Source organism: Pseudomonas sp. 57B-090624, assembly GCF_003234055.1.
Taxonomy (GTDB): Bacteria; Pseudomonadota; Gammaproteobacteria; order Pseudomonadales; family Pseudomonadaceae; genus Metapseudomonas; species Metapseudomonas tohonis.
Genome location: NZ_QKRU01000029.1, coordinates 1 through 23,763, shown reverse-complemented (window position 1 = coordinate 23,763; position 23,763 = coordinate 1). Strand labels below are relative to the sequence as shown.

The 23,763-nt window shown below is 67.2% G+C and carries 21 protein-coding genes and 1 pseudogene; 9 read left to right on the top strand and 13 right to left on the bottom strand.

The window, feature by feature from the left end:
• Positions 1-41: 41 nt before the first annotated feature.
• The 3 genes from aruF to DMX10_RS15275 form a co-directional block, all read right to left on the bottom strand.
• Positions 42-1,058: an arginine/ornithine succinyltransferase subunit alpha gene (gene aruF, locus DMX10_RS15285; protein WP_111261879.1), complete on the bottom strand. Its 1,017-nt coding sequence runs from the start codon at positions 1,056-1,058 to the stop codon at positions 42-44.
• Between the two features lie 146 nt (positions 1,059-1,204).
• Positions 1,205-2,425, bottom strand: a complete 1,221-nt coding sequence (locus tag DMX10_RS15280) for an aspartate aminotransferase family protein (RefSeq protein WP_111261878.1) — start codon at positions 2,423-2,425, stop codon at positions 1,205-1,207.
• A 344-nt stretch (positions 2,426-2,769) separates the two neighbouring features.
• Positions 2,770-3,228 (bottom strand): GNAT family N-acetyltransferase, encoded by a 459-nt coding sequence (locus tag DMX10_RS15275; RefSeq protein WP_111261877.1) that lies wholly within the window; start codon positions 3,226-3,228, stop codon positions 2,770-2,772.
• 165 nt (positions 3,229-3,393) lie between these two features.
• Here DMX10_RS15275 and DMX10_RS15270 point away from each other — a divergent pair, with 165 nt between their 5' ends.
• Positions 3,394-4,890 (top strand): PLP-dependent aminotransferase family protein, encoded by a 1,497-nt coding sequence (locus DMX10_RS15270; RefSeq protein WP_111261876.1) that lies wholly within the window; start codon positions 3,394-3,396, stop codon positions 4,888-4,890.
• Positions 4,891-5,236: 346 nt separating this feature from the next.
• Here DMX10_RS15270 and argR read toward each other — a convergent pair whose 3' ends face one another.
• The 7 genes from argR to acs form a co-directional block, all read right to left on the bottom strand.
• The gene (gene argR, locus DMX10_RS15265) at positions 5,237-6,217 is read right to left on the bottom strand and encodes a transcriptional regulator ArgR (protein WP_178082961.1); all 981 of its coding nucleotides are present in this window, start codon (positions 6,215-6,217) and stop codon (positions 5,237-5,239) included.
• Positions 6,218-6,247: 30 nt separating this feature from the next.
• Positions 6,248-7,012 (bottom strand): ABC transporter ATP-binding protein, encoded by a 765-nt coding sequence (locus DMX10_RS15260; protein ID WP_021218464.1) that lies wholly within the window; start codon positions 7,010-7,012, stop codon positions 6,248-6,250.
• Between the two features lie 24 nt (positions 7,013-7,036).
• A complete protein-coding gene (locus DMX10_RS15255; protein ID WP_111261874.1) occupies positions 7,037-8,149 on the bottom strand; it encodes a succinylglutamate desuccinylase/aspartoacylase family protein in 1,113 nt (370 codons plus the stop codon).
• Positions 8,150-8,153: 4 nt separating this feature from the next.
• Positions 8,154-8,852: an ABC transporter permease gene (locus DMX10_RS15250; protein ID WP_111261873.1), complete on the bottom strand. Its 699-nt coding sequence runs from the start codon at positions 8,850-8,852 to the stop codon at positions 8,154-8,156.
• A gap of 16 nt (positions 8,853-8,868) precedes the next feature.
• Positions 8,869-9,558 carry an ABC transporter permease gene (locus DMX10_RS15245; RefSeq protein WP_111261872.1) on the bottom strand — a complete coding sequence of 230 codons (690 nt, stop codon included), beginning with the start codon at positions 9,556-9,558 and terminating at the stop codon, positions 8,869-8,871.
• Between the two features lie 315 nt (positions 9,559-9,873).
• Positions 9,874-10,656, bottom strand: coding sequence for an ABC transporter substrate-binding protein (locus DMX10_RS15240; protein ID WP_111261871.1), 783 nt, complete (start codon positions 10,654-10,656; stop codon positions 9,874-9,876).
• Between the two features lie 842 nt (positions 10,657-11,498).
• Positions 11,499-13,454 (bottom strand): acetate--CoA ligase, encoded by a 1,956-nt coding sequence (acs, locus tag DMX10_RS15230; protein WP_111261918.1) that lies wholly within the window; start codon positions 13,452-13,454, stop codon positions 11,499-11,501.
• A gap of 550 nt (positions 13,455-14,004) precedes the next feature.
• On the opposite strand from acs, the gene DMX10_RS15225 reads away from it, so the two are divergent.
• Positions 14,005-14,361, top strand: a complete 357-nt coding sequence (locus DMX10_RS15225) for an SMR family transporter (protein WP_111261869.1) — start codon at positions 14,005-14,007, stop codon at positions 14,359-14,361.
• The gene (gene mdtI, locus DMX10_RS15220) at positions 14,358-14,687 is read left to right on the top strand and encodes a multidrug/spermidine efflux SMR transporter subunit MdtI (protein ID WP_111261868.1); all 330 of its coding nucleotides are present in this window, start codon (positions 14,358-14,360) and stop codon (positions 14,685-14,687) included. Before DMX10_RS15225 ends, mdtI begins: the two co-directional genes overlap by 4 nt.
• Before the next feature lie 293 nt (positions 14,688-14,980).
• Here the strand turns inward: mdtI and DMX10_RS15215 are convergent, their stop codons facing one another.
• Positions 14,981-16,540, bottom strand: a complete 1,560-nt coding sequence (locus DMX10_RS15215) for a sigma-54-dependent transcriptional regulator (RefSeq protein ID WP_111261867.1) — start codon at positions 16,538-16,540, stop codon at positions 14,981-14,983.
• 257 nt (positions 16,541-16,797) lie between these two features.
• Between DMX10_RS15215 and phhA the strand changes: the two genes are divergently transcribed.
• The 3 genes from phhA to DMX10_RS15200 all read left to right on the top strand — a co-directional run bounded on the left by phhA (position 16,798) and on the right by DMX10_RS15200 (position 19,202).
• Positions 16,798-17,589 (top strand): phenylalanine 4-monooxygenase, encoded by a 792-nt coding sequence (phhA, locus tag DMX10_RS15210; protein ID WP_111261866.1) that lies wholly within the window; start codon positions 16,798-16,800, stop codon positions 17,587-17,589.
• A 66-nt stretch (positions 17,590-17,655) separates the two neighbouring features.
• On the top strand, positions 17,656-18,012 hold the full coding sequence (locus DMX10_RS15205; protein ID WP_111261865.1) for a 4a-hydroxytetrahydrobiopterin dehydratase: 357 nt from the start codon (positions 17,656-17,658) through the stop codon (positions 18,010-18,012).
• Positions 18,009-19,202, top strand: coding sequence for an amino acid aminotransferase (locus DMX10_RS15200; RefSeq protein ID WP_111261864.1), 1,194 nt, complete (start codon positions 18,009-18,011; stop codon positions 19,200-19,202). The genes DMX10_RS15205 and DMX10_RS15200 overlap by 4 nt, the downstream gene beginning before the upstream one ends.
• A 63-nt stretch (positions 19,203-19,265) precedes the next feature.
• Here the strand turns inward: DMX10_RS15200 and DMX10_RS15195 are convergent, their stop codons facing one another.
• Both DMX10_RS15195 and arfB read right to left on the bottom strand, forming a co-directional pair.
• Positions 19,266-20,198, bottom strand: a complete 933-nt coding sequence (locus DMX10_RS15195) for an AEC family transporter (RefSeq protein WP_111261863.1) — start codon at positions 20,196-20,198, stop codon at positions 19,266-19,268.
• A gap of 124 nt (positions 20,199-20,322) precedes the next feature.
• The gene (gene arfB, locus DMX10_RS15190) at positions 20,323-20,736 is read right to left on the bottom strand and encodes an alternative ribosome rescue aminoacyl-tRNA hydrolase ArfB (protein ID WP_111261862.1); all 414 of its coding nucleotides are present in this window, start codon (positions 20,734-20,736) and stop codon (positions 20,323-20,325) included.
• Between the two features lie 171 nt (positions 20,737-20,907).
• Between arfB and DMX10_RS15185 the strand changes: the two genes are divergently transcribed.
• The 3 genes and pseudogenes from DMX10_RS15185 to DMX10_RS33620 all read left to right on the top strand — a co-directional run bounded on the left by DMX10_RS15185 (position 20,908) and on the right by DMX10_RS33620 (position 23,619).
• Positions 20,908-21,951: a metal-dependent hydrolase gene (locus tag DMX10_RS15185; protein ID WP_111261861.1), complete on the top strand. Its 1,044-nt coding sequence runs from the start codon at positions 20,908-20,910 to the stop codon at positions 21,949-21,951.
• Positions 21,952-22,011: 60 nt separating this feature from the next.
• Positions 22,012-22,764 (top strand): annotated as a pseudogene (locus DMX10_RS33625) (HAMP domain-containing protein); the annotation flags it as partial.
• The gene (locus DMX10_RS33620) at positions 22,756-23,619 is read left to right on the top strand and encodes a methyl-accepting chemotaxis protein (RefSeq protein WP_371921696.1); all 864 of its coding nucleotides are present in this window, start codon (positions 22,756-22,758) and stop codon (positions 23,617-23,619) included. The pseudogene DMX10_RS33625 and the gene DMX10_RS33620, both read left to right, overlap by 9 nt.
• Positions 23,620-23,763 lie beyond the last annotated feature (144 nt).

The window sequence follows — 23,763 nt, the reverse complement described above, 5'->3', positions numbered from 1 at the left end:
GCTGCAAACCGGGCGGCAGGGCCCCCGCTTGGCGCTTGGGTTTAAATCGCTACCAGGCGCACGCTGGCGCCTTCACCCACACCGAGGGCTTCGGCGATCTCCAGGCTGAGTTCCACCGGCTTGCCGGGCACCCAGTCGAGGTCGGCCACCAGGGCGCGGAAGTCCTGCAGCAGGCCGTTGCTCACCAGGTACTGGCGGCCCCCCTTCTGCTGCTCGCCGATGCGCACCGGCACGACGCGGCTCTGGGCGATGGAGCGGATGCCGGAGGTGCGCGCGTGCAGGGTCGGGCCGCCATCGAAGATGTCGATGTAGTTGTCGGTCTCGAAGCCTTCGCGCATCAGGATGTCGAAGGTGATCTGCGCGCGCGGGTGCACCTGGCCCATGGATTCCTGGGCCTCGTCGGGCAGCAGCGGCACGTAGATGGGATAGTTGGGCATCAGCTCGGCGAGGAAGGTGCGGCTCTTCAGGCCGGACAGGCGCTCCGCCTCGATGTAGTTCAGGTCGAAGAAATTACGGCCCACGGCGTTCCAGAACGGCGACTCGCCCTCGTCGTCGCTGTAGCCGACGATCTCCACCACCACCGCATCGGCGAAGCGCTCCGGGTGGCTGGCCATGAACATCAGGCGCGCCCGGGAGTTGAGCTCCGCGCTGGCGGTGCCCACCAACTCGCGCTGCACGTAGAAGCTGGTCAGCAGGCTGTTGCCGGTGAGGTCGTGGCACAGCGAGAGGACATGGATCTTGTTGTGGATCTTCAACTCGCGCGAGGCGTGGACGAAGGTCTCGTTGCGGAAGCTGTAGAAGGGCTCGGAGAAGCCCGCCGAGGCGACGATGGCCGAGCACCCGACCAGGCGACCGGTCTCGGTGTCCTCGAGGACGAAGAAATAGCTCTCCTCGCCGTTGAAGCTGACTTCGGCGGCGAACGAGGCTTCCGAGGCGGCGATCTTCTCGCCAAGGCGCTCGGCGTCGTCCGGCAGCGAAGTGACACCAACGGGGCTGTCCGCAGCCAGGCGCTGAACATCGGCAAGGTCGGCCATTTGCGCGGGGCGCATCACCAGCATGGTGTCACTCCTTCAATAAAGGCTCCGGACAACCCATGCACGGTCGGCCGGAGAAAACGGCGGCCAACGGCCGCCGATCACGCATGAAAACGCTCATCCCTGGAATCGGAACCGCGGCACAGCCCTGTGCCGCGTTTCACCCGGCCTCAGGCCTGGGTCAGCTTGGCCACGGCGCGCTCGAAGCGGTCCAGGCCCTCGTCGATGTCGGCATCCGGGATCACCAGGCTGGGCGCGAAGCGCACCACGTCCGGGCCGGCCTGCAGCACCATCACCGCTTCCTTCTCGGCGGCGTTGAGCACGTCCTTGGCCTTGCCCTTCCAGGCATCGGACAGGGCGGCGCCGATCAGCAGGCCGAGGCCACGCACTTCGGTGAAGATGCCGTACTTCTCGCCGATCGCCTGCAGGCGGGTCTTGAAGCGGTCGTGCTTGGCGTTGATGCCGCTGAGCACGTCCGGGGTGTTGACCACGTCCAGCACGGCTTCCGCCACGGCGCTGGCCAGCGGGTTGCCGCCGTAGGTGGTGCCGTGGGTGCCCACCACCAGGTGCTTGGCGATCTCGGTGGTGGTCAGCATGGCGCCGATGGGGAAACCGCCACCCAGGCTCTTGGCGCTGGAGAGGATGTCCGGGGTGACGCCATAGTTCTGGTAGGCGAACAGCTTGCCGCTGCGGCCCATGCCGCTCTGCACTTCGTCGAACACCAGCAGCGCGTTGTGCTCGTCGCACAGCTTGCGCGCGCCTTCCAGGTAGGCCTGGGTGGCCGGCAGCACGCCGCCCTCGCCCTGCACGGGCTCGAGCACCACGGCGCAGGTCTTGTCGGAGATGGCCGCCTTCAGCGCGTCCAGGTCATTGAAGGGCACATGGGTGATGCCCTCCACCTTGGGGCCGAAGCCGTCGGAATACTTGGGCTGGCCACCGACGGTCACGGTGAACAGGGTGCGGCCATGGAAGCTGTTGGTGGCCGAGATGATCTCGTGCTTCTGCGGGCCGTAGACGTCATGGGCGTAGCGGCGGGCCAGCTTGAACGCGGCCTCGTTGGCCTCGGCGCCGGAGTTGGCGAGGAACACGCGCTCGGCGAAGGTGGCGGCCACCAGCTTCTTGGCCAGGCGCAGGGCCGGCTCGTTGGTGAAGACGTTGGAGACGTGCCAGATCTTGTTGGCCTGGTCGGTCAGTGCCTTGACCAGCGCCGGGTGAGCATGGCCGAGGGAGTTCACGGCGATACCGCCGGCGAAATCGATCAGTTCGCGGCCACTCTGGTCCCAGACTCGCGAACCCTCACCGCGTACCGGAATGAAGGCGGCGGGGGCGTAGTTGGGAACCATCACCTGATCGAAATCGGCGCGCTCGACCTGCGCATGCTCAACGGACATCAGTTTCTCCTGCCATGGACGGCTAGTGATGAAAGGATTGTAGGGACAGATTCGGGGTTGGCATTGCCGCCAAGCGACAACTTCTTACAGCGCCAACCCGCGAAAATCCGAGGCTTTCGGAAATGCGACAGAAAGCTTCGGGAAGGCGCAGTTTAAACGCGGATCGCCACGGGACGCACGAGGCGCAGCGCATCGGTCAGTGGATGACCGGCGAGGCCTGGATGGCGACGCGAATGGCGATCGGCAACGGCCGGAACCGGGCGGTTCCGGCTTCCTTGCAGGGGCTGCCTGCGCAGCTCCCTGTCGCAGCGCCCGAGCGGGCTCCGCGACAGGCCCCCGCCTCGCTAAAGCGGCATCCGGTACTCGATCACGCCCGGCCGCTCGGCGATCCAGTCATACAGCCGCTGGGCGGTCCTGTTGGTTTCCTGGGTGTGCCAGTAGAGCCTGTCGCACTGTTTTTCCCGGGCCTGCCCCTGCACGTACTCGATGAGCGCCTTGCCGATCTTCTGGCCACGCACGCTGGGCGATACGTAGAGGTCCTCCAGGTAGCAGAAGTCGTTCAAGGCCCAGGTCGAGCGGTGGAAGACGAAATGGACGAAGCCGAAGATGCGCTCACCGTCCGTGGCGACGGCGCAATGGACCGGCTCGCCGCCATCGAAGAACCGCGCCCAGGTCGCCCGGGTGGTCTCCGCACTCAGGTCCACGGCGTAGAACTCCTGGTACTTGCCCCAGTACTCGGCCCATTTATCGAAGTCCTCCGCCACCACGGGGCGCACCGATATGAGTTGCTGCACAGCTGTCATGGAAATGCTCCTGTCTCGCATCCGGCGGGCCTCTCCCCCGGAACTGCCGGTCAAGCACCGGGCCTTCGCTCTCTGCGCCGGCCTTGCCAGGCTTGACCAGGACGGTTTTATAGCGCCCCATTGGCCGGATTATCCCCACCAATAAGCGCATCAAGAGCAGACCAATTGTTCAAGAACGCCCTACTGGAATCGGTCAAGGCCCGGCTGGCCCATCCGGAACTCCGCCCCCTGCCGCTGCACGCGCGGATCCAGCGCACCCTCCGCCAACTGATCCTGGACGGCGCCCTGGCGACGGGCACGCCGCTGCCCGCCTCCCGCCTGCTGGCCACCTCCCTCGGCGTTTCCCGCGACACGATCGAGGCCGCCTACGGCCAGCTGCATGCCGAAGGCTTCATCGAGCGCCGCGTCGGCAGTGGCAGTTTCGTCGCCGAGGCCACCCGCCTGTCACCCGGCAGGCCCGCCCGCCGTACACGCAAGGCGGTCGCGAACGGAGTCGGCCTGAGCAAGCGTGGGGAGACCATGCTGCGCCAGGGCGGCGTGCGCGAGCACCTCGCACCCCGCCCCTTCGCCCATGGCGTGCCCGAAACGCGCACCTTTCCGCTGCAAACCTGGGAGCGCCTGCAGCGCCAGGCGCTCAAGGAGTTCGGCGCGAAGGCCTTGCTGCATGGCGACCCCCAGGGCCTGGAACCGCTGCGCCGCGCCATCGCCGACTACGTCAACCTGGAACGCGGCGCCCGCACCACCGCGGATCAGGTGCTGGTGCTCACCAGCTCGCAGCAGGCGCTGGGGCTGTGCGCCAACGTGCTGCTGGATGCGGGCGAGCGGATCTTCGTCGAAGACCCGGTGTACTACGGTGCGCGCAAGGCCTTCGAGGCGGCGGGCCTGGTTTGCCAGGCCATCACGGTCGACACGGACGGCCTGCAGGTCGACCAGCTCCTGGCCCATCCGCACCCCGCCAGGGCCGTGTACCTGACGCCGTCCCACCAGTTTCCGTCCGGCGCGACACTTTCCCTGGAACGACGCCTGGCGCTGATCGAATGGGCCCAGCGGGAGCAGGCCTGGATCATCGAGGACGACTACGACAGCGAGTTCCACTACGCGGGCCGCCCCACCGCCTGCGTCCAGGGCCTGGACGCGCACGAGCGGACGCTCTACATCGGCACCTTCACCAAGTCGCTGTTCCCGGGGCTGCGCATCGGCTACCTGGTGCTGCCGCCGGCACTGGTGGAGCCCATGACCATCGCACGCTCCCTGCAGGACGGCCATACCGCCTCCATCGCCCAGCTGACCCTGGCGCGCTTCATCAGCGGCGGGCACTTCGGCGCGTACGTCCGCGCCATGCGCACCCTCTATGCCGAACGCCTGGCGCTCCTCGCCGAGCTGCTGGAGACGAGGCTGGGCACGGTGATCGAACCCCGCGTTCCGGCCGGCGGACTGCAGATGCCCTGCCTGCTGACCGGAGACCTGCCTGAAAGCAACGCCGTCGCCGCCGCGCGCAATGCGGGCATCGAGCTGCTCGGGCTGAGCGGGCTGTATGTCGAGCGCCCTGCGCAACCGGGCTTTCTCATGGGCTTCGCCGCCTACACCCCCGAAGAGCTCACGCGCGCGGTCGCCACGTTGGAACGCTGCCTGGACGCGGCCAGCAGGAGACGGGCTCCGTAGGTTGGCGCCAAGCGCAGCGCGGCCCACCGGGCGGTGTATGGACGTAAATCCACGCTCATAGAACGCAGACTTGCTTTGGTCCCCATAAGGGTTGCGCAGGCAGACTTCGGAGCTTGGACGTAGGGTGTGCCGCGCGCACCTGGGGAGCCTGCCGGAAACACCGTGCGGCGGTGCGCACGGCACACCCTACGGCACGAGTTCATCCTGCTGAGCGCTCAATTCAAACCTTCACAGGCAGCGCCGATGACTCATGACCACGCCCTGAGGACGTAACTTCTCAGGTTCAAGTGAAGGAAAGGGACAGGCCAGACACCGGGCAGGCTCGACGCCCACCCGGTGCGGGCGATCAACCGCGCTCGGCGAGTGCCGGCTGGTTGTCGAAGGGGCCGCCGCTGCGCCGCTGGTTGCGGTCTTCGCGGGGGGTGACGCCGAAGAAGTTGCGGTAGGCGCTGGAGAAGTGCGGGCCGGAGGAGAAGCCGCAGGACAGGCCGATCTGGATGATCGACTTGCTGGTCTGCATCAGCATCTGCCGGGCCTTGTTCAGGCGCAGTTCCAGGTAGTACTGGCTGGGCACGCGGTTGAGGTACTGCTTGAAGATGCGCTCCAGCTGGCGACGCGACACGCACACGTGCTGGGCGATCTCGTCGGTGGTCAGCGGCTCCTCGATGTTGGCCTCCATCAGCAGCACCGCCTGGGTGAGCTTCGGGTGGCTGGAGCCGAGGCGGTTCTGCAGCGGAATGCGCTGGCGCTCGCCGCCCTCGCGGATGCGCTCCACCACCAGTTCCTCGGAAACCGCGCCCGCCAGCTCGGCGCCGTGGTCGCGGGCCAGCACCGCCAGCAGCAGGTCGAGGACCGAAAGACCGCCACAGGCGCTGAGGCGATCACGGTCCCAGTCGAACAGGTGGCTGGTGGCGATGACCTTGGGGAAGCGCTCGGTGAAGTCGTCCTGCCAGCGCCAGTGCACCGCCGCGCGGTAACCGTCGAGCAGGCCGAGCTGGGCCAGCGGGTAGACCCCCGCCGACAGGCCGCCGATCACGCAGCCGGCACGCACCAGTTGCTTGATCGCCGCCGACAGCGCGGCGGACATCGGCGCGGGCGGCTCGTCAGCCAGCAGGAACAGGCGGGTGAGCCCTTCGAGCCGGCCGGTCCAGGCCTCGCCGGGCAGGCGCCAGGCCCCCTCGGAGGGCGCCTCGGCCTGGAGGAAGTGCAGCTCGTAGACCACTTCGGGGTGCAGCCGCTGGGCGACACGAAGTGCTTCCTCAGCCAGCGCCAGGGTCATGGCCTTGGTGCCGGGCCAGAGGAGAAAACCGATTCGATGGGCAGTCATGGCAGGCAGCTTAGCCGCAGTTGGCATTAATTACTTCAGGCTCCCCGAGAGGAACTGCTTGAGGCGCTCGGATTGCGGATTGGCCAACACTTCGCGCGGGCAACCGGTCTCCTCGACCACGCCCTTGTGCAGGAAGATCAGCTGGTTGGAGACCTCGCGGGCGAAGCCCATCTCGTGGGTCACCACCACCATGGTGCGGCCTTCGGTGGCCAGGTCCTTCATCACCTTGAGCACCTCGCCCACCAGCTCGGGGTCGAGCGCGGAAGTGGGCTCGTCGAACAGCATCACCTCGGGTTCCACCGCCAGCGCACGGGCGATGGCCACGCGCTGCTGCTCGCCGCCGGACATGTGCGCCGGGTAGGCGTCCTTGCGGTGCGCCACGCCCACCTTGGCCAGGTAGTGCTCGGCCTTCTCGATGGCTTCCTTCTTCGGCACGCCGAGCACGTGCACGGGCGCCTCGATGACGTTCTCCAGGGCGCTCATGTGCGACCACAGGTTGAAGTGCTGGAACACCATCGCCAGGCGCGAGCGCATGCGCTGCAGCTGCTTGGGCTCGGCCGCCTTGAGGCCGCCATCGCGGTTGGCCACCAGCTTCAGCTCCTCGCCATTGAGCAGGATCTTGCCGCCATGGGGCTGCTCGAGCATGTTGATGCAGCGCAGGAAGGTGCTCTTGCCCGAGCCGCTCGAGCCGATGATGCTGATCACATCGCCCGCCTTGGCCGCCAGGGACACGCCCTTGAGGACTTCATGGCTGCCATAGCGCTTGTGCAGGTCTTGGACTTCCAGTTTGTACATGGTCTCGGTCTCGATGCGAATGGATCAGTCGCTCAACAAGCGTCCCTGACGAATGGGTACATGGCCGGCCACCTTGGCCAGCCACAGTCCGGGCTGCGCGAAACGCAGGCGTTCGCGCACATACAGCACGCCGCGGGTGGAGGCACGCACCACGCTGTGGCGGTCGCTCAAGGGGTCGATCACCTCGAACAGCGGATCACCCGCCTCGACCAGCGCGCCCACCGGCTGCAGGAAACTCACCACCCCGGCATGGGGGGCACAGGCGTATTCGGCGCCCTCGAAGGGCGTCACCTCGCAACTGGGCGCAGGGGCCGGCGGCCAGTCGCCGCTGATCAGTCCCTGCCCGGCGAGGAAGGCGAGGATGGCCTCGCAACTGGCCTCGGCGCGCTCACGCCCGGTGTCGGCCATGCCGCCCAGCTCCACGGTCGCCGCCACACAGGCCAGCGCAATGGCGCAATCGGGGAAGCGACGCTGCAGGCGCAGCCAGGCCATGGAGCAGGCCTCGTCGAACGAGCTGCCGCCGGAATCCTCGGCCACCAGCATGGCGCCGGCACCCAGGCGCGCGGCCAGCGGGCGGAAGGCGTCCGCCTGCTGGGGAATCATGTAGAGGTGCACCACCGCATCGAAGTCGCAATGCAGGTCGAGCACCAGGTCGGCGTCGCAGGCGTGGCGCAGCAGCAGGCGCTGCAGGCCCTCGAGTTCGGAGGCGGCCGGCGCCAGGCCGTCCAGGGCGACCTGCATGGCGCTGCGGATCGAGCGCACGTTGGCCGCCACGTCACTGCCCAGGCGGCCCTCCAGCATCGGCGCCACAAGCTCGGCCAGGTCGGCGAAGCCACGGTTGAAGTTCCTGCCGCTGGCGAGCTCGAAACGCCCCAGGTGGTTGGCCTGGAGCATCTGCCCGAGGCCGATGGGGTTGGCCACCGGCACCAGCTCGATCACACCGGCCAGGCGCCCTTCGGCCTCCAGCTCGGCCAGGCGCTTCTTCAGCTCCACCGCCACGCGCATGCCCGGCAGCTCGTCGGCATGCAACGAGGCCTGGATATAGGCCTTGCGCTCGCCCGAGCCGAAACGGAAGACCGTCAGCTCGCGGCGGGTGCCGGGGATGCCCCAGGGCAGGAGGTGGTCGATGCGCTGCATGGGATCAGGCCTTGCGCGGGGCCAGGTAGGCCAGCCAGCGGCGCTCGGCCAGCTTGAACAGGCGCACCAGGATGAAGGTCAGGCACAGGTAGAACAGGCCGGCGGTGATGAACGCCTCGAACGGCAGGTAGTACTGCGAGTTCACGGTGCGCGCCGCGCCGGTGATGTCGATCAGGGTGACGATGGAGGCGAGGCTGGTGGTGTGCAGCATCATGATCACCTCGTTGCTGTACTGCGGCAGCGCACGGCGCAGGGCCGAGGGCAGCAGGATGCGACGGTACAGCTTGGCCCGCGACATGCCGATGGCCTTGGCCGCCTCGATCTCGCCGTGGGGCGTGGCGCGGATGCTGCCGGCGAGGATCTCGGCGGTGTAGGCGCTGGTGTTGATGGCAAACGCCAGGCAGGCGCAGAAAGTCGCGTTGGACAGGTAGGGCCACAGGGCGCTCTCGCGCACCCAGGCGAACTGCGCCAGCCCGTAGTAGATGAGGAACAGCTGCACCAGCATCGGGGTGCCGCGGATGACGTAGGTGTAGAGCCAGGCCGGGAAGTTGATCGCCGGCTGCTTGGAGACCCGCATCAGCGCCAGGGGCACGGCCGCCAGCAGGCCCAGGGCGAGGGAGATCGCCAGGAGCTTGAGGGTGACCAGCACACCACCGAAGTAGAGCGGCAGGTTTTCCAGGATGACGTTGTAGTCGAAGATCACGCGTGCGCCCTCTTGATCACAGCTCGGCGGCCTTGATGCCGGCGGAATAGCGTTTTTCCAGGAAGCGCAGGGCCAGCAGGGAAACGCTGGTCAGCACCAGGTAGAGCGCAGCCACGGCCAGGTAGAAGGTGAAGGGCTCGCGGGTCGCGTCCGCGGCGCTCTTGGCCTTGAACATCATGTCCTGCAGGCCGACCACCGAGACCAGCGCGGTGGCCTTGGTCAGTACCAGCCAGTTGTTGGTGAAGCCGGGGATGGCCAGGCGGATCATCTGCGGCACCAGCACGCGGAAGAACACCTGGCGACCGCTCATGCCGTAGGCGAAGCCGGCCTCGCCCTGGCCCTTGGGGATCGCCATGAAGGCGCCACGGAAGGTCTCGGACAGGTAGGCGCCGAAGATGAAGCCCAGGGTGAAGACCCCGGACCAGAACGGGTCGAGGTCGATGTAGTCCTCGTAGCCGACCATGGGCGCGACCATGTTCACCACCTGCTGGCCGCCGTAGAAGATCAGCAGGATCAGCACCAGGTCGGGAATGCCGCGGATCACCGTGGCATAGGTCTCGCCCAGCAGCGCCAGCCAGCGCACCGGCGACAGGCGGAACGCCGCGCCGACCAGGCCCAGGACGATGGCCATGGACATGGACGACAGGGCCAGCAGAAGGGTGAGCCAGGCACCATCGAGAATGGTCGAGCCGTAGCCGTTGAGCATGTTCAGGTCCTCATGCAGCGCCCCGAATGGAACCGGACAGCACCGCTGCAACGAAAAAGTGGCACAACCTGCAGGTTAGCCGCGAACCATGGAGCCTGGCGTCGCGGCGCTGCGGCCGCTCGCTGGCGACCTCAACGTCCTGGTTGTGCCACTTCCGGGAATGGCCAGACAACTATCGAGGCACCAAAAACGCAGGCGAGGCAGGCAGCGCGAGGCAAGAACAGGCGAAAGAGCGACGTTTACGAGCTGTAAATGAGCATCTTGAGCCTGTCTTCAACGCTGCGCTGGCAACGCAGTCGGTTTTTGGCGGCTTGATCAGTTGCCGTACACGTCGAACTGGAAGTACTTGTCCTGCACTTCCTTGTACTTGCCGTTGGCGCGGATGGCGGTGATGGCAGCGGTGATCTTGTCGGCCAGGGCCTTGTCGCCCTTGCGCACGGCGATGCCGGCACCCTCACCGAAGTACTTCGGATCGGTGTAGTCCGGGCCCACCAGGGCGAAGCCCTTGCCAGCCTCGGTCTTGAGGAAACCGTCGTCGATGTTCACGGCATCGGCCAGGGTCGCGTCGAGGCGGCCGGAGGTCATGTCGAGGAACACTTCGTTCTGCGAGCTGTAGCGCACCACTTCGATACCGGCCGGTGCATACACCTCGGTGGCGAAGCGGTCGTAGGTGCTGGCGCGCTGCACACCGACCTTCTTGCCCTTCAGGTCCACCAGCGGATCGTTGATCACGGTGCCGGCCTTCATCGCCAGCTTGATCGGGGTCTGGTAGTACTTGCCGGTGAAGTCCACGGACTTCTTGCGCTCATCGGTGATGGTCATCGACGACAGGATGGCGTCGAACTTGCGCACCTTGAGGGCCGGGATCAGGCCGTCGAACTCCTGCTCGATCCACTTGCACTCGACCTTCATCTCGGCGCACAGGGCGTTGCCGATGTCGTAGTCGAAGCCGGTGATCTTGCCGTCCGGAGTCTTGTAGGCGAAGGGCGGATAGGCCGCTTCGATACCGATGCGCAGGGGTTTGGCTTCATCGGCCACAGCAGCCAGCGGCGACAACAGGGAAAGCGCCATGGCGCCGAGAAGTGCGATCTTCTTCATCTTTTGACTCCTACGAATGGGTATGGCTTCTGCTGGCAGAGTGAGGATATGCCCAGGCCTTCTGATGAATTGTAGAAAGAGGCGCCGGGTTTACCTTGATCGATCTCAGGGAAAATGGCCGTGGCCGGGTGAGCGGCATTCTAGCGACAGCCCTAAAGTCGATATTTCTTCAATGCGACAACAAATTACAAAAGGCCAGGACGGCCCGGGGAGGAAGGTTGACAGCCCCTCATGAATATGCAGGGAGCAGAAAGACAGTAAACCCATGGAAAAAGCAATTACCGCGCCACAAATCCGCCAACCCTTGCAGTACAAGGCTTACATCTTACTTCTAATTTTCTGACCTGCCATTTCCGCGCACCATTTCGAGGCGAAGTGTTTCCACCCGCCCCGTTTCGGCGCGGCGCGTAACAACCCCGGCGTTACCCTGACCGGTCGGTCCCGCCCCTTCCCGCACAAAGTCGTTTCGCCGATATAAATCAGTCGCTTGGCGTCGTCCCTGGCACGACCAAAAACCCGCGGCGCCCTCACCTGCCCTTCCAGGAACGAAAGCGCTCTGTCTGCGTGCAAGTTGCGCTCGACCTCCTGGAGGGGCATTTGACGGCTGCCCCAACGTTTCTCGCCCAGCGCATGACCACATGGTGCGCACGGGCTTTTCGTAGGGTGGTGTAGAGCGGAGCGAAACCCACGCGGTGGAGGAAGAAGAAGCCATACCCCCGAAAAATACCGCGCCAGAGCGCTTCCTGAAGAACCACAACAGCTCAGGCCGGCATCGCCAACGAAAACGCCCCGCCGCGGCTTGTGGCCGGGGCGGGGCGTGGGTGTTGCGCGCAGGCGCCGGGTCAGGCGGCCTGCATGGTGCGGTGGGTGTCGATGAGGTGCTGCACCACGCCAGGATCGGCCAGCGTGGAGATGTCGCCGAGGCTGTCGTACTCGGCCACGGCGATCTTGCGCAGGATGCGGCGCATGATCTTGCCCGAGCGGGTCTTGGGCAGGCCCGGTGCCCACTGGATGACGTCCGGCGTGGCGATGGGGCCGATCTCGCGGCGCACCCATTGCTTGAGCTCCTGGCGCAGCGCCTCGGAGGACTCCACGCCCGCATTGAGGGTGACGTAGACGTAGATGCCCTGCCCCTTGATGTCGTGGGGGACGCCGACAACGGCCGCCTCGGCGACTTTCGGGTGGGCGACCATCGCGCTCTCGATCTCGGCGGTGCCCATGCGGTGGCCGGAGACGTTAAGCACGTCGTCGACGCGACCGGTGATCCAGTAGTAGCCGTCCTCGTCGCGACGGGCACCGTCACCGGTGAAGTACATGCCCTTGAAGGTCTTGAAGTAGGTGTCGACGAAACGGTCGTGATCGCCGTACAGGGTACGGGCCTGTCCCGGCCAGGAGTCGATGATCACCAGGTTGCCTTCGGCGGCGCCCTCGATCAGGTTGCCCAGGTTGTCCACCAGGGCAGGCTGCACGCCGAAGAAGGGCCGCGCGGCGGAGCCCGGCTTGAGGGCGTGGGCACCCGGCAGCGGGGTCATCAGGCAGGCGCCGGTCTCGGTCTGCCACCAGGTGTCGACGATCGGGCAGCGGGACTGGCCGACGTTCTCGTAGTACCAGTGCCAGGCTTCCGGGTTGATCGGCTCGCCCACCGAACCCAGCAGGCGCAGGCTGGAGCCATCGGCACCGGCCACGGCGGCCTTGCCCTCGGCCATCATCGCGCGGATGGCGGTGGGGGCCGTGTAGAGGATGTTGACCTTGTGCTTGTCGATGATCTTGGCGACACGGCTGACGTCCGGGTAGTTCGGCACGCCCTCGAACATCAGGGTGGTGGCGCCATTGGAGAGCGGCCCGTACACCAGGTAGGTGTGGCCGGTGACCCAGCCGATGTCGGCGGTGCACCAGAAGACTTCGCCCGGACGGTAGTCGAACACGCGCTCATGGGTCAGCGAGGCGTAGACCAGGTAGCCGCCGGTGGTGTGCAGCACGCCCTTGGGCTTACCGGTGGAGCCGGAGGTGTAGAGGATGAACAGCGGGTCCTCGGCGCCCATTTCCTTCGGCAGGCACTGGCTGGAGGCGACCTTCATCAGATCCTCGTACCAGACGTCGCGATGCGGGTTCCACTTGATGTCCGAACCGGTGCGCTTGACCACGATCAGCTTCTGCACGCTGCTGGTCTCGGGGTTGGTCAGGGCGTCGTCGACATTGGCTTTCAGCGGGGTCTTCTTGCCGCCGCGCAGGCCTTCGTCGGCGGTGATCACCACCTTGGACTTGCAGTCGATGATGCGACCGGCCAGGGCCTCGGGGGAGAAGCCGCCGAAGACCACGGAGTGGATGGCGCCGATACGGGTACAGGCCAGCATGGCCACCACCGCCTCGGGGATCATCGGCATGTAGAGGGTGACCACGTCACCGCGGTGCACATCCTGGCCGCGCAGGGCGTTGGCGAACTTGCACACTTCTTCGTGCAGCTCGCGGTAGGTGATGTTGCGGTGCTCGGACGGGTCGTCGCCTTCCCAGATGATCGCCAGCTGGTCGCCACGCTCGGCGAGGTGACGGTCCAGGCAGTTGGCGGACAGGTTGAGGGTGCCGTCGGCGAACCACTTGATGTCGACGTGGTGGTCGTCGAAGGAGGTCTGCTTGACCTTGGTGAACGGCTTGATCCAGTCGATGCGCTGAGCCTGCTCGCGCCAGAAGCCGTCGGGGTTGATCACCGACTGCTGGTACATGGCCTTGTAGGTCGCCTCGTTGGTCAGCGACTTTTCAGCCACCTCGGGACGCACCGGATAAAGTGAAGCAGCACTCATGTTCATACCTCGACGGGCAGTTGTTTTTGTATGCCGCCTTTTGTATCCCCCGCCTCCCTGTGGGGCCATTCGACCATGGTCTTACCGCATACGGACTATGGTCTAAGGCCGCCGCAGAGCCCTCGCGGCGGGGCCCTGCGCAGACGGGCGCAAGGGTCGAGGGCACGCCACCGCCGGCCTCACGGGGCAGCGGCCGCCCCCAAGAAAATGAACATAAAAACGAACGGGCGATTTCCTGGGCCCGCCATCAGATCTCTATAACCCCCGAATACAGGCCGAAACATTTAGCCAAAACCTATCGATTGGCTTTATTCGATTCCTAATGGTAATTTTGTGTTCATTATGTCGAACACAAAACCCTACTCCCTGCACTTCTCCCGCCTGGTGTCCCGCGAAGGACACTGGACCGGCGACCTCTAGCGCCCTCCCCCTCGTCCACCCCTGGCCGCGCCGGGATTCCCCCGGGAATGACCCTGCGCTCGCCAACCACCGAGACCCCCTGGCGTCCGTCACCCATGACGACGCCCCTGCATGCCCATGGGAGGGCACCATGCGTTCCTGGTTCTATCTGCTCACGGCGATCTTCTTCGAAGTCGTCGGCACCACCTCGATGAAATTCGCCACCGAATACGCACCCCTGCTCGGCTACCTCGCGATGTACGTGCTGATCGGCCTGTCCTACTTCTTCCTCGCCCTGGCGGTAAAGCGCGTCCCGGTTGGCGTCGCCTATGCACTGTGGGAAGGCATCGGCATCGTCCTGATCACCGCCGTCAGCGTCGCCTGGCTGGGCGAGAGCCTCGGCCTGGCCAAGGCGCTGGGCCTGGCCGTGATGATCGTCGGCATCCTGCTGATCAAGTTCGGCACCCGCGCCGAGCCCGTGGCCCGCGGCCAGGAGGTGGCGGCATGAGCGGCGTGACCTGGATCCACTTCGCCTGGCTGGGCGTGGCCATCGCCCTGGAAGTGCTGGCCAACGTCCTGCTCAAGTACTCCGACGGCTTCCGTCGCCGCGTGCTCGGCGCCGTCTCCATCCTCTGCATCCTGGCGGCCTTCACCGCACTGGCCCAGGCGGTGCGCGGCATCGAGCTGTCACTGGCGTATGCCATCTGGGGCGGCTTCGGCATCCTCGCCACGGTCGCCATGGGCTGGGCACTGTTCGGCCAGCGCCTGGCGTGGAAGGGCTGGCTCGGCCTGGTCATGCTGGTGCTGGGGATGGGCCTGCTGAAACTGGCGTGACCCGCCCTGTGCGGAAGGGCAGATCGCAGGCAAAAAAATGGGCGACCCTCGGGTCGCCCGCTCAATCATTCCGGGAGAGGAATGTAGAAACGCTAGTGTCCGCATCACGCAAGATTCAGACAGCGCCCTTTTTACCCACCCGCCTGCCCACCGGCCATTGCACCAAGGTCTAACAGGCCGTTGAAACCTGGACGGCAGGACCGGCCGGGAGCGCAGGGTACGCAGGGTACGCAGGCATCCTGCGGGCGCTTTCAATGCCGCAGCCGCAACGCGATCGGTTTTTCAACAGCCCGCTAGGCCTCCTCGCGCCCCAGCCCGTGCTGGCGCAGCTTGTTGGCGATGGTGGTGTGCGACACCCCCAGGCGCTTGCCCAACTGGCGGCTGCTCGGATGGTCGGCGAACAGGCGTTCCAGCACGGCCTTCTCGAAGCGCCCGAGGATCGCCTCCAGCCCGCCCTCCAGGGAGAAGTCCCCCAGCGGCTGGGGTGCGCCGTAGTCCGGCAGGCGGATGTGCTCGGCCTTCACCGTGCCCCCCTCGCACAGGGAAACGGCCTGGAACAGCACGTTCTCCAACTGCCGCACGTTGCCCGGCCAGTGGTAATGGCCGAGGCGCTCCAGCGCCTGGGGCGCCAGGCGGGGCAAGGCACAGCCGATCTGCCGGCTGGCCGAGTCGAGGAAGTGCTCCACCAGCGGCCCCAGCCCGTCCAGGCACTCGCGCAGCGGCGGAATGTGCAGCGACAGCACGTTGAGGCGGTGATAGAGGTCCTGGCGGAACTCGCCCCGGGCGCAAAGCTCCGAGAGGTCCACCTGGGTCGCGCAGATCACCCGCACGTCCAGGTACACCTCCTCGTCGCTGCCCACGCGGCGGAAGCAGCCGTCCTGGAGGAAACGCAGCAACTTGGCCTGCAGGCGCGGGCTCATCTCGCCGACGCCATCGAGGAACAGCGTGCCGCCGGCGGTCAGCTCCAGCAGGCCGAGCTTGCCTTCCGGGCGCGCGCCCTCGAAGGCGCCGGGGCCGTAGCCGAACAGCTCGGTCTCGGCCATGGACTCAGGCAGGCCGGCGCAGTTCAGCGCCATGAAGGGCGATTGCCCGCGCGGGCTCGCCAGGTGACAGGCGCGGGCCAGCAGCTCCTTGCCGGTGCCGGTCTCGCCCTCGATCAGCAGCGGCGCATCCAGGGGCGCCATGCGCCGGGCCTCGCGCACCACGGCGGCCATCACCCGCGAACTCTGGAAGATGCTGTCGAAGCCGCGCAGCTCCTGCTTGCGCACGTGGTAGATGCGCTCGCCCACGCGGTCCGCGCGGTGCAGGGTGAGCACCGCACCAGCCAGGGCCTCGCTCTCGTCGTGCTCGGATTGCAGCGGCGCGATATCGGCGAGGAACACATCGCCCTTGACCTTCACCCGCAGGCCGTTGATGCGCGCCTTGTTGGCCCGCACCAGCTCCGGCAGGTCGAAATCCTCGGTGTAGCGCGACAGCGGGATGCCCGGCACCTCGTCCACGCGCACGCCCAGCAGCTGCGCGGCGGCGCGGTTGGCGGCGACGATGGAGCCGCCCATGTCGATGGACAGCACCGGGAACTCCAGCGCCCCGAGCAGCGCGTTGAGCTCCAGGTGGCGACGCTCGCTGGGCATCAGCCCCACGCGCTTGACGCCGAAGACACCGGGGATGCCCTCGAGCTTCGGCCGCAGCGATTGCAGCTGCAGGTTGATCAGGTTCGGGCAGAGCAGGTAGATCGCGTTGCCCTGGTCGCCGCCGACTTCGCCGCGGTTGACGTTGATGCCGTAGTCGACGAGCAGGTTGAGGATGTCGCGCAGGATGCCTACGCGGTTCTGGCAATGGACTTTGATACGCATGCGGCACCCCGGAACGGGTTCTTGTCTGGGGCGCGGGGCTGAAAATCAGCGTCCTGCCCGATTTTTCCGTCAAGAATATGTGACGACTTGCCCCACCAGCAAGGCGACTCCGCCTGATCCCGACCAATACGTAAACATTTCTTTACGCAAATTCCGCCTTCATCCCGGTCGCTGTAGCCGCCAGCGGGCTGCGCGACGCAGGGTTAGGGGTTATCCATGGCTCAACACAACAACGAAGCCCCGCCCCAGGAGGCCGAATGAAAACCACGCAATACGTGGCCCGCGAGCCGGACGAGAACGACTTCATCCACTACCCGGACAGCGAGCACCAGGTGTGGAACACCCTGATCACCCGCCAGCTCAAGGTGATCGAAGGGCGCGCCTGCCAGGAGTACCTGGACGGCATCGAGCGCCTCGCCCTCCCCCATGACCGCATCCCCCAGCTGGGCGAGATCAACCGGGTGCTGCAGGCCGCCACCGGCTGGCGCGTCGCCCGCGTCCCGGCACTGATCCCCTTCCAGACCTTCTTCGAGCTGCTGGCCAGCCAGCAATTCCCGGTGGCCACCTTCATCCGCACGCCGGAAGAGCTGGACTACCTGCAGGAGCCGGACATCTTCCACGAGATCTTCGGCCACTGCCCCCTGCTGACCAACCCCTGGTTCGCCGAATTCACCCACACCTACGGCAAGCTCGGCCTCAAGGCCACCAAGGAGGAGCGCGTCTACCTCGCCCGCCTGTACTGGATGACCATCGAGTTCGGCCTGGTGGAAACCGCCCAGGGCCGACGCATCTACGGCGGCGGCATCCTCTCCTCGCCGAAGGAGACCGTCTACAGTCTTTCCGGCGAGCCCGAGCACCAGGCCTTCGACCCGCTGGAATGCATGCGCACCCCGTACCGCATCGATATCCTGCAGCCGCTCTACTTCGTGTTGCCGGAGCTCAAGCGCCTGTTCGAACTGGCCCACGAGGACATCATGGCGCTGGTGCACCAGGCCATGGCCCTCGGCCTGCACGCGCCGAAGTTCCCGCCCAAGCCCAAGGCGGCCTGAAACCCTTTCCCGCCGGTTGGCGCCACGAGCCGCGCCAACCGGCCAGCCCTCTACCTGGAGAACCCCATGACCGCACTGTCCCAAGCCCATTGCGAAGCCTGCCGCGCCGACGCGCCCAAGGTCTCCGAGGCCGAACTGGCCGAGCTGCTCAAGCAGATCCCCGACTGGAACATCGAAGTCCGCGACGCAATCATGCAGCTGGAGAAGGTCTACCGCTTCAAGAACTTCCGCCATGCCCTGGCCTTCACCAATGCGGTGGGCGCCATCGCCGAGGAAGAAGGCCACCACCCGGGCCTGCTCACCGAGTGGGGCAAGGTCACCGTCACCTGGTGGAGCCACGAGGCCAAGGGCCTGCACCGCAACGACTTCATCATGGCCGCCCGCACCGACGAGGTGGCCGAACGCGCCGAGGGCCGCAAATGAGCCATTTCGCCCCGGTCGGGCGCGTGCCCGGCGACCCCATCCTCGGCCTGATCGAGGCCCACCGCGCGGACCCCAACCCGGCCAAGATCGACCTCGGCGTGGGCGTCTACAAGGACAGCCAGGGCGTGACCCCCATCCCCCGTGCGGTGAAGCTCGCCGAGCAGCGCCTGGTGGAGGTGCAGCGCACCAAGACCTACATCGGCGGCCACGGTGACGCCGCCTTCGGCCGCCTGCTGGGCGAGCTGGTGCTGGGCGCGGGCTCGCCGCTGCTGACCGGCCAGCGCGCCGGCGTGACCCAGGCCCCGGGCGGCACCGGTGCCCTGCGCCTGGCGGCCGAGTTCATCGCCCGCTGCCTGCCGGGCCGGGGCATCTGGGTCAGCGACCCGACCTGGCCGATCCACGAGACCCTGTTCGCCGCCAGCGGCCTGGCCGTGCACCACTACCCCTACGTCGGCGCCGACAACCGCCTCGACCTGGAAGCCATGCTCGCCGCCCTGGAACAGGTGCCCGAAGGCGACGTGGTGCTGCTGCACGCCTGCTGCCACAACCCCACCGGTTTCGACCTGGGCCGCCACGACTGGCAACGGGTGCTGGAGATCGTCCGCGCGCGCCGCCTGCTGCCGCTGCTGGACTTCGCCTACCAGGGCTTCGGCGACGGCCTGGAGCAGGACGCCTGGGCCGTGCGCCTGTTCGCCGAATCGCTGCCGGAGGTGCTGATCACCAGCTCCTGCTCGAAGAACTTCGGCCTCTACTGCGAGCGCACCGGCGCCCTGGTCGTCTGCGCCGCCAGCCCCGACCAGCTCATCGACGTGCGCAGCCAGCTGGCCTTCATCGCCCGCAACCTCTGGTCCACCCCGCCGGACCATGGCGCGGCGGTGGTCGCCACCATCCTCGGCGATGCCGAGCTGAAGGCCGTGTGGCTGGAGGAGCTGGACGCCATGCGCCGCCGCGTCGCCGAACTGCGTGCCGGCCTGGTGGAGGCCCTCGCGCCCCACGGCCTGGCCGAGCGCTTCGCCCACATCGCCCGCCAGCGCGGCATGTTCTCCTACACCGGCCTGAGTGCCGAACAGGTGGCCCGGCTGCGCAGCGAGTCCAGCGTCTACATGGTCAGCAGCGGCCGCGCCAACATCGCCGGGGTGGACGCCTCGCGCCTGGGCGACCTGGCGCAGGCGATCGCACGGGTGTGCTGAGGCGCCCTTCCCTCCCCGCCCCTCGTACCCGACGGGGCGGCGGCGCGGCCTGGCGCCGGTGGCTCAGTGCTGCAACAGCGCGATGGCCAGGCTGAGGCCGAAGAACGACAGCACCGTGGCCATCACCAGGGTCGCCGCGCAGCGCGCCTCCAGGCCGAAGCGCATGCCCACCAGCGGGTAGATGCTCATCATCGGCGCGCAGGCGAAGAGAATGCCCGCTGCCATCAGCGCGGGCTCCACCGGCGGCAGCAACCAGAACAGCCCCGCCACCGCCAGCGGGTGCAAGGCCAGCTTGCCGAGGCTGATGGCCGCCATGTCCGGCAGCAGGCCACCGAGGCGCACGCCATGCAGGGTGCCGCCGATGACGAAGAGCGCGGCCGGTGCCGAGGCCGACGCCAGCATCTCCACCACCCGCGCGGGCACGGCCGGCAGGCGCAGCCCCAGCAGCGAGAGGCCGACGCCCACCAGCATGGCGATGATCAGCGGGTTGCGCGCCAGACGCCCGAAGGTCCCGCGCAGGGTGTGCCAGACCCCCTCGCCGCGCTGCTGAGCCGATTCGGCCAGGGCCAGCGCCAGGGGAATCATCAGCAGGTTTTCCACCACCATGTTCAACGCCAGGCCGAGCACCGCCGTGGGCCCCGCCACCATCACCACCACCGGGTAGCCGACGAAGCCGCTGTTGGAGGCCGACATGCCCAGCCCGGCGATGGCGGCATCGGCCAGGCCACGCCCGCGCACCAGGCGGAAGTACGCCAGGCCGAGGCCGAACACGGCCAGCGAGCCCAGCCCGTAGGCCAGCAGGTACCAAGGGTTGAACACCTCGCCGATGGGGCGCTCGGCCAGTGCCTTGATCACCAGCGCGGGCAGCGCGAAGTTGAGCACGAACGCGCCGATGCCACGCACCTGCTCACGGCTGACCAGCCCGCCCAGGGAGGCGGCGAAGCCCAGGCCGATGATCAGGAAAACGGGGGCGGTGATGGTGATGACGTCGAGCAACGGCGGCCTCGGGGCGATCGCGGTGAAGTGGCGCCAGTATCCGTCAGCGGGCCCCGCCAGGCGCGGTGCCCAGTGGCGAAACCCGCCGATAATCGCCCGGCTTCGCCACCCGGGTCCTGGCGGGCTAGTAGTCCACCTTGCCGCGACCGGCCTTGATCGCACCGCGCTTGGACTTGCCATCCAGGCGGCGGGTCTTCGAGCCCAGGGTCGGCCGCGTCGGGCGGCGCTTCTTCTCCACCTTGCCGGCGCTGCGGATCAGTTCCGCCAGGCGCTCCAGGGCATCGGCGCGGTTCTGCTCCTGGGTGCGGTATTGCTGGGCCTTGATGATGATCACGCCCTCGCCGGTGATGCGACTGTCGCGCAGCTCAAGCAGGCGCTCCTTGTAGAACGGCGGCAGCGACGAGGCGTGGATGTCGAAGCGCAGGTGCATCGCGCTGGACACCTTGTTGACGTTCTGCCCGCCGGCGCCCTGGGCGCGGATGGCGGTCAGCTCGATTTCATCGTCGGGCAGGTGGACGCTGTTGGAGATCAGCAACATGGCACGGGCCGGATAGCGGAAAGAGCGACAGGATAGCGCCGCAGCCCACTTAAATCTCGCGGCCTGTACCCTCGCCTCGTTCATACAAACTTACCAATCGCCCTGCCCCGCCACTTCCCGCGCTCCCGCCGAGCCCCTAATTTAGGCGCCTTGTCTCCAGGGGGCGCGGCAATGGATTCGATCACCCAGGCGGTATTGGGCGCGACGGTGCAGACGGCGGTACTGGGCCGCTGGCAGGGACGCAAGGCATTGCTCTACGGCGCGGCGCTGGGGACCTTGCCGGACCTCGACGTGCTGATCCGCTACCAGGATGCGGTGGACGTGATGACCCGCCATCGCGGCTTCAGCCATTCGCTGCCGGTGCTCACCCTGCTGGCGCTGGTGCTGACCCTGCTCCTGCGGCGCTGGCGACCCAACCCCGGCTATTCGGGGCGACGGCTGTTCCTCGCCCTCTGGCTGGTGCTGATCACCCACCCCTTGCTCGACGCCTTCACCAGCTACGGCACGCAGCTGCTCTGGCCCTTCACCCCGCCGCCGACGGCCTGGTCCAGCATCTTCATCATCGACCCGCTCTACACCTTGCCCCTGCTGCTGGCCGTGCTCGCCGGGCTGGCTGCAAGCCCAGGGGGCAAGGCACCGCGCGGCCCCTTGCTGGCGCTGGCCCTGTCCAGCCTCTACCTGGCCTTCACGGTCGCCGGCAAATGGATGGCCGAGCAGCGGGTCGAGGCCGAGCTCGCCCGCCAGGGCGTCCGGGCGCAGGCGTTGTTCGCCTCGCCGACGCCCTTCAACAGCCTGCTCTGGCGGGTCACGGTGCTGGACGGCGAGCGCTACCACGAGGCCCTGGTGAGCGGGTTCGACACGGCACCGCCCGCCCTGGTGACCCTGCCACGTGGCACCGCCCTGGCCGAACACCTCAAGGCATCGCCGCAATACGCACGGCTGGCGTGGTTCACCGACGGCGTACTGCGCTTCGACCAACTGGGCGACGCCCTGGTGGTGACCGACCTGCGCCTGGGCTTCACCGGCTACCACCCGTTCCGCTTCGTCCTCGCCACGCGCAGGGGCGACACCTGGGTGCTGCCGGCCGTGACCGAGCGCCTGCCCGCCGTGCGAGGCGACCTGCAGCAGTTGGGGCTGATCTGGCGGCGCATCTGGAACCAGGACGCCAGCGTGCCGCTGGCAGACTGGGGCGCCAGGCTGCAACGCGTACCCTGATGCCTTCTCGCGCCGCTGGGCTACGCTTTAGCAGCCAGTCTGCGCCTAGGGAGGAACGGCATGAACATTCGCCAGAAAATGGTCGCTTCAGGGGCCATCAGCGTCATCGCCGCCGCCCTGCTCGGCGGCATCGGCTTCTGGGGCCAGACCCGCCTCGCCGACGCGCTGGCCGAGAACGAACTGAGCGTCAGCGCCCTGCGCAACCACCTGGAGGGCGACATGATGCACGACGCCCTGCGGGCGGACGTGCTTGCCGCCTTCGTCGCCGAACCTGGCGACAGCGCCGCCGCCGACCAGGTGCGCCAGGACCTCAAGGAGCACAGCGACTGGTTCCGCAAGGCCATGAGCGAGAACGCCAGCCTGCCCCTGAGCGCCAACATCAAGCGCGCCATCGGCGATTCGCAGCCCGCGCTGGAGTCCTACATCACCGCTGCCGAGAAGATCATCGACCATGCCCTGCGCGACCCGGCCGCAGCGCGCGCCGAGCTGCCGGCCTTCAACACCACCTTCGGCGAACTGGAGGAGCGCAACGAAGCCCTCAGCAGCCTGATCGAGGAGCACGCCGCCGAGGCGCGCAACGCCAGCGAGGCCGCCGTGAACCAGGCGGCCATGTGGCTGGTCGGCGGCATCCTCGTCGTCTGCCTGGCGCTGTGCCTGGCCACCGGCCAACTGATGCGCACCGTGCTGCGCCCGCTGGAGAAGACCGTCGCCGCTGCCCGTGCGATCGCCCAGGGCAACCTGCGCAACACCATCAGCGTCGACAGCAACGACGAGGCCGGCCAGTTGCAGCAGGCGCTGGCGGACATGCAGAACAACCTGCGCCAGATGATCGCCGACATCCGCCAGGAGAGTGAGGAGCTGCGGGGCACCGCGCACACCCTCAGCGACACCTCGCGCGGTATCGTCGATGGCGCCAGCGAGCAGGCCGACAGCGCCACCAGCATGGCCGCGGCGATGGAGGAGATGATCGCCAACATCGCCCAGATCGCCGAGCACGCGCGCAACGCCCAGGGCATCTCCGCGCACTCCGAAGGCCTGGCCAGCAACGGCGGACAGGTGATCCTCGGCGTCGTCGACGGCATGAACCGCATCGCCGACGCGGTGAACAGCTCGTCCAGCACCATCACCGCGCTGGGCCGCTCCTCGGAGGAAATCCACTCGATCATCCAGGTGATCAAGAGCATCGCCGAGCAGACCAACCTGCTGGCGCTCAACGCTGCCATCGAAGCCGCGCGGGCCGGCGAGGCGGGTCGCGGCTTCGCCGTGGTGGCCGACGAAGTGCGCAACCTCGCGGCACGCACGGCGCAGTCCACCCAGGAGATCACCGGCATGATCGAACGCATCCGCGAGAGCACCGAACAGGCGGTCAGCAGCATGCAGACGGGGGTGACGCGGGTGAACGACGGCGTCTCCCTGGCCACCCAGGCCGGCACCTCCATCAGCGAGATCCGCAACGGCGCCCACCGTGCCGCCGAGGTGGTCGAGGAGATCTCCCAGACCATCGACGAGCAATCCCGGGCCAGCAGCGAGGTGGCCCAGCGGGTGGAGACCATCGCCCGCATGTCGCGGCAGAACACCGAGGCGATGCACGAGTTGGCCGACGCCGCGCAACGCCTCGACAACGTGGCCGAGGCGATGCAGACCTCCGTGGCGCGCTTCCAGGTGTGAGCGCGCCTCCGTAGGGTGGCGTGGAGCGAAGCGAAACCCACGCGGTGGGTGTGCCAGGGAGCCGTGAATGCCCGGAAAGCACCGTGCTTGAGGCTTCGCATCAAGCTCACAACAGCAAACGCAGAAAGAGCCCATTCATTCGCC

Bases quoted from the DNA above. Each gene is read 5' to 3' on its own strand.
- aruF (WP_111261879.1), bottom strand. From the start codon at position 1,058: ATGCTGGTGATGCGCCCCGCGCAAATGGCCGACCTTGCCGATGTTCAG.
- DMX10_RS15280 (WP_111261878.1), bottom strand. From the start codon at position 2,425: ATGTCCGTTGAGCATGCGCAGGTCGAGCGCGCCGATTTCGATCAGGTG.
- DMX10_RS15275 (WP_111261877.1), bottom strand. From the start codon at position 3,228: ATGACAGCTGTGCAGCAACTCATATCGGTGCGCCCCGTGGTGGCGGAG.
- argR (WP_178082961.1), bottom strand. From the start codon at position 6,217: ATGACTGCCCATCGAATCGGTTTTCTCCTCTGGCCCGGCACCAAGGCC.
- DMX10_RS15260 (WP_021218464.1), bottom strand. From the start codon at position 7,012: ATGTACAAACTGGAAGTCCAAGACCTGCACAAGCGCTATGGCAGCCAT.
- DMX10_RS15255 (WP_111261874.1), bottom strand. From the start codon at position 8,149: ATGCAGCGCATCGACCACCTCCTGCCCTGGGGCATCCCCGGCACCCGC.
- DMX10_RS15245 (WP_111261872.1), bottom strand. From the start codon at position 9,558: ATGCTCAACGGCTACGGCTCGACCATTCTCGATGGTGCCTGGCTCACC.
- DMX10_RS15240 (WP_111261871.1), bottom strand. From the start codon at position 10,656: ATGAAGAAGATCGCACTTCTCGGCGCCATGGCGCTTTCCCTGTTGTCG.
- acs (WP_111261918.1), bottom strand. From the start codon at position 13,454: ATGAGTGCTGCTTCACTTTATCCGGTGCGTCCCGAGGTGGCTGAAAAG.
- DMX10_RS15225 (WP_111261869.1), top strand. From the start codon at position 14,005: ATGCGTTCCTGGTTCTATCTGCTCACGGCGATCTTCTTCGAAGTCGTC.
- mdtI (WP_111261868.1), top strand. From the start codon at position 14,358: ATGAGCGGCGTGACCTGGATCCACTTCGCCTGGCTGGGCGTGGCCATC.
- DMX10_RS15215 (WP_111261867.1), bottom strand. From the start codon at position 16,540: ATGCGTATCAAAGTCCATTGCCAGAACCGCGTAGGCATCCTGCGCGAC.
- phhA (WP_111261866.1), top strand. From the start codon at position 16,798: ATGAAAACCACGCAATACGTGGCCCGCGAGCCGGACGAGAACGACTTC.
- DMX10_RS15205 (WP_111261865.1), top strand. From the start codon at position 17,656: ATGACCGCACTGTCCCAAGCCCATTGCGAAGCCTGCCGCGCCGACGCG.
- DMX10_RS15200 (WP_111261864.1), top strand. From the start codon at position 18,009: ATGAGCCATTTCGCCCCGGTCGGGCGCGTGCCCGGCGACCCCATCCTC.
- arfB (WP_111261862.1), bottom strand. From the start codon at position 20,736: ATGTTGCTGATCTCCAACAGCGTCCACCTGCCCGACGATGAAATCGAG.
- DMX10_RS15185 (WP_111261861.1), top strand. From the start codon at position 20,908: ATGGATTCGATCACCCAGGCGGTATTGGGCGCGACGGTGCAGACGGCG.
- DMX10_RS33620 (WP_371921696.1), top strand. From the start codon at position 22,756: ATGCAGAACAACCTGCGCCAGATGATCGCCGACATCCGCCAGGAGAGT.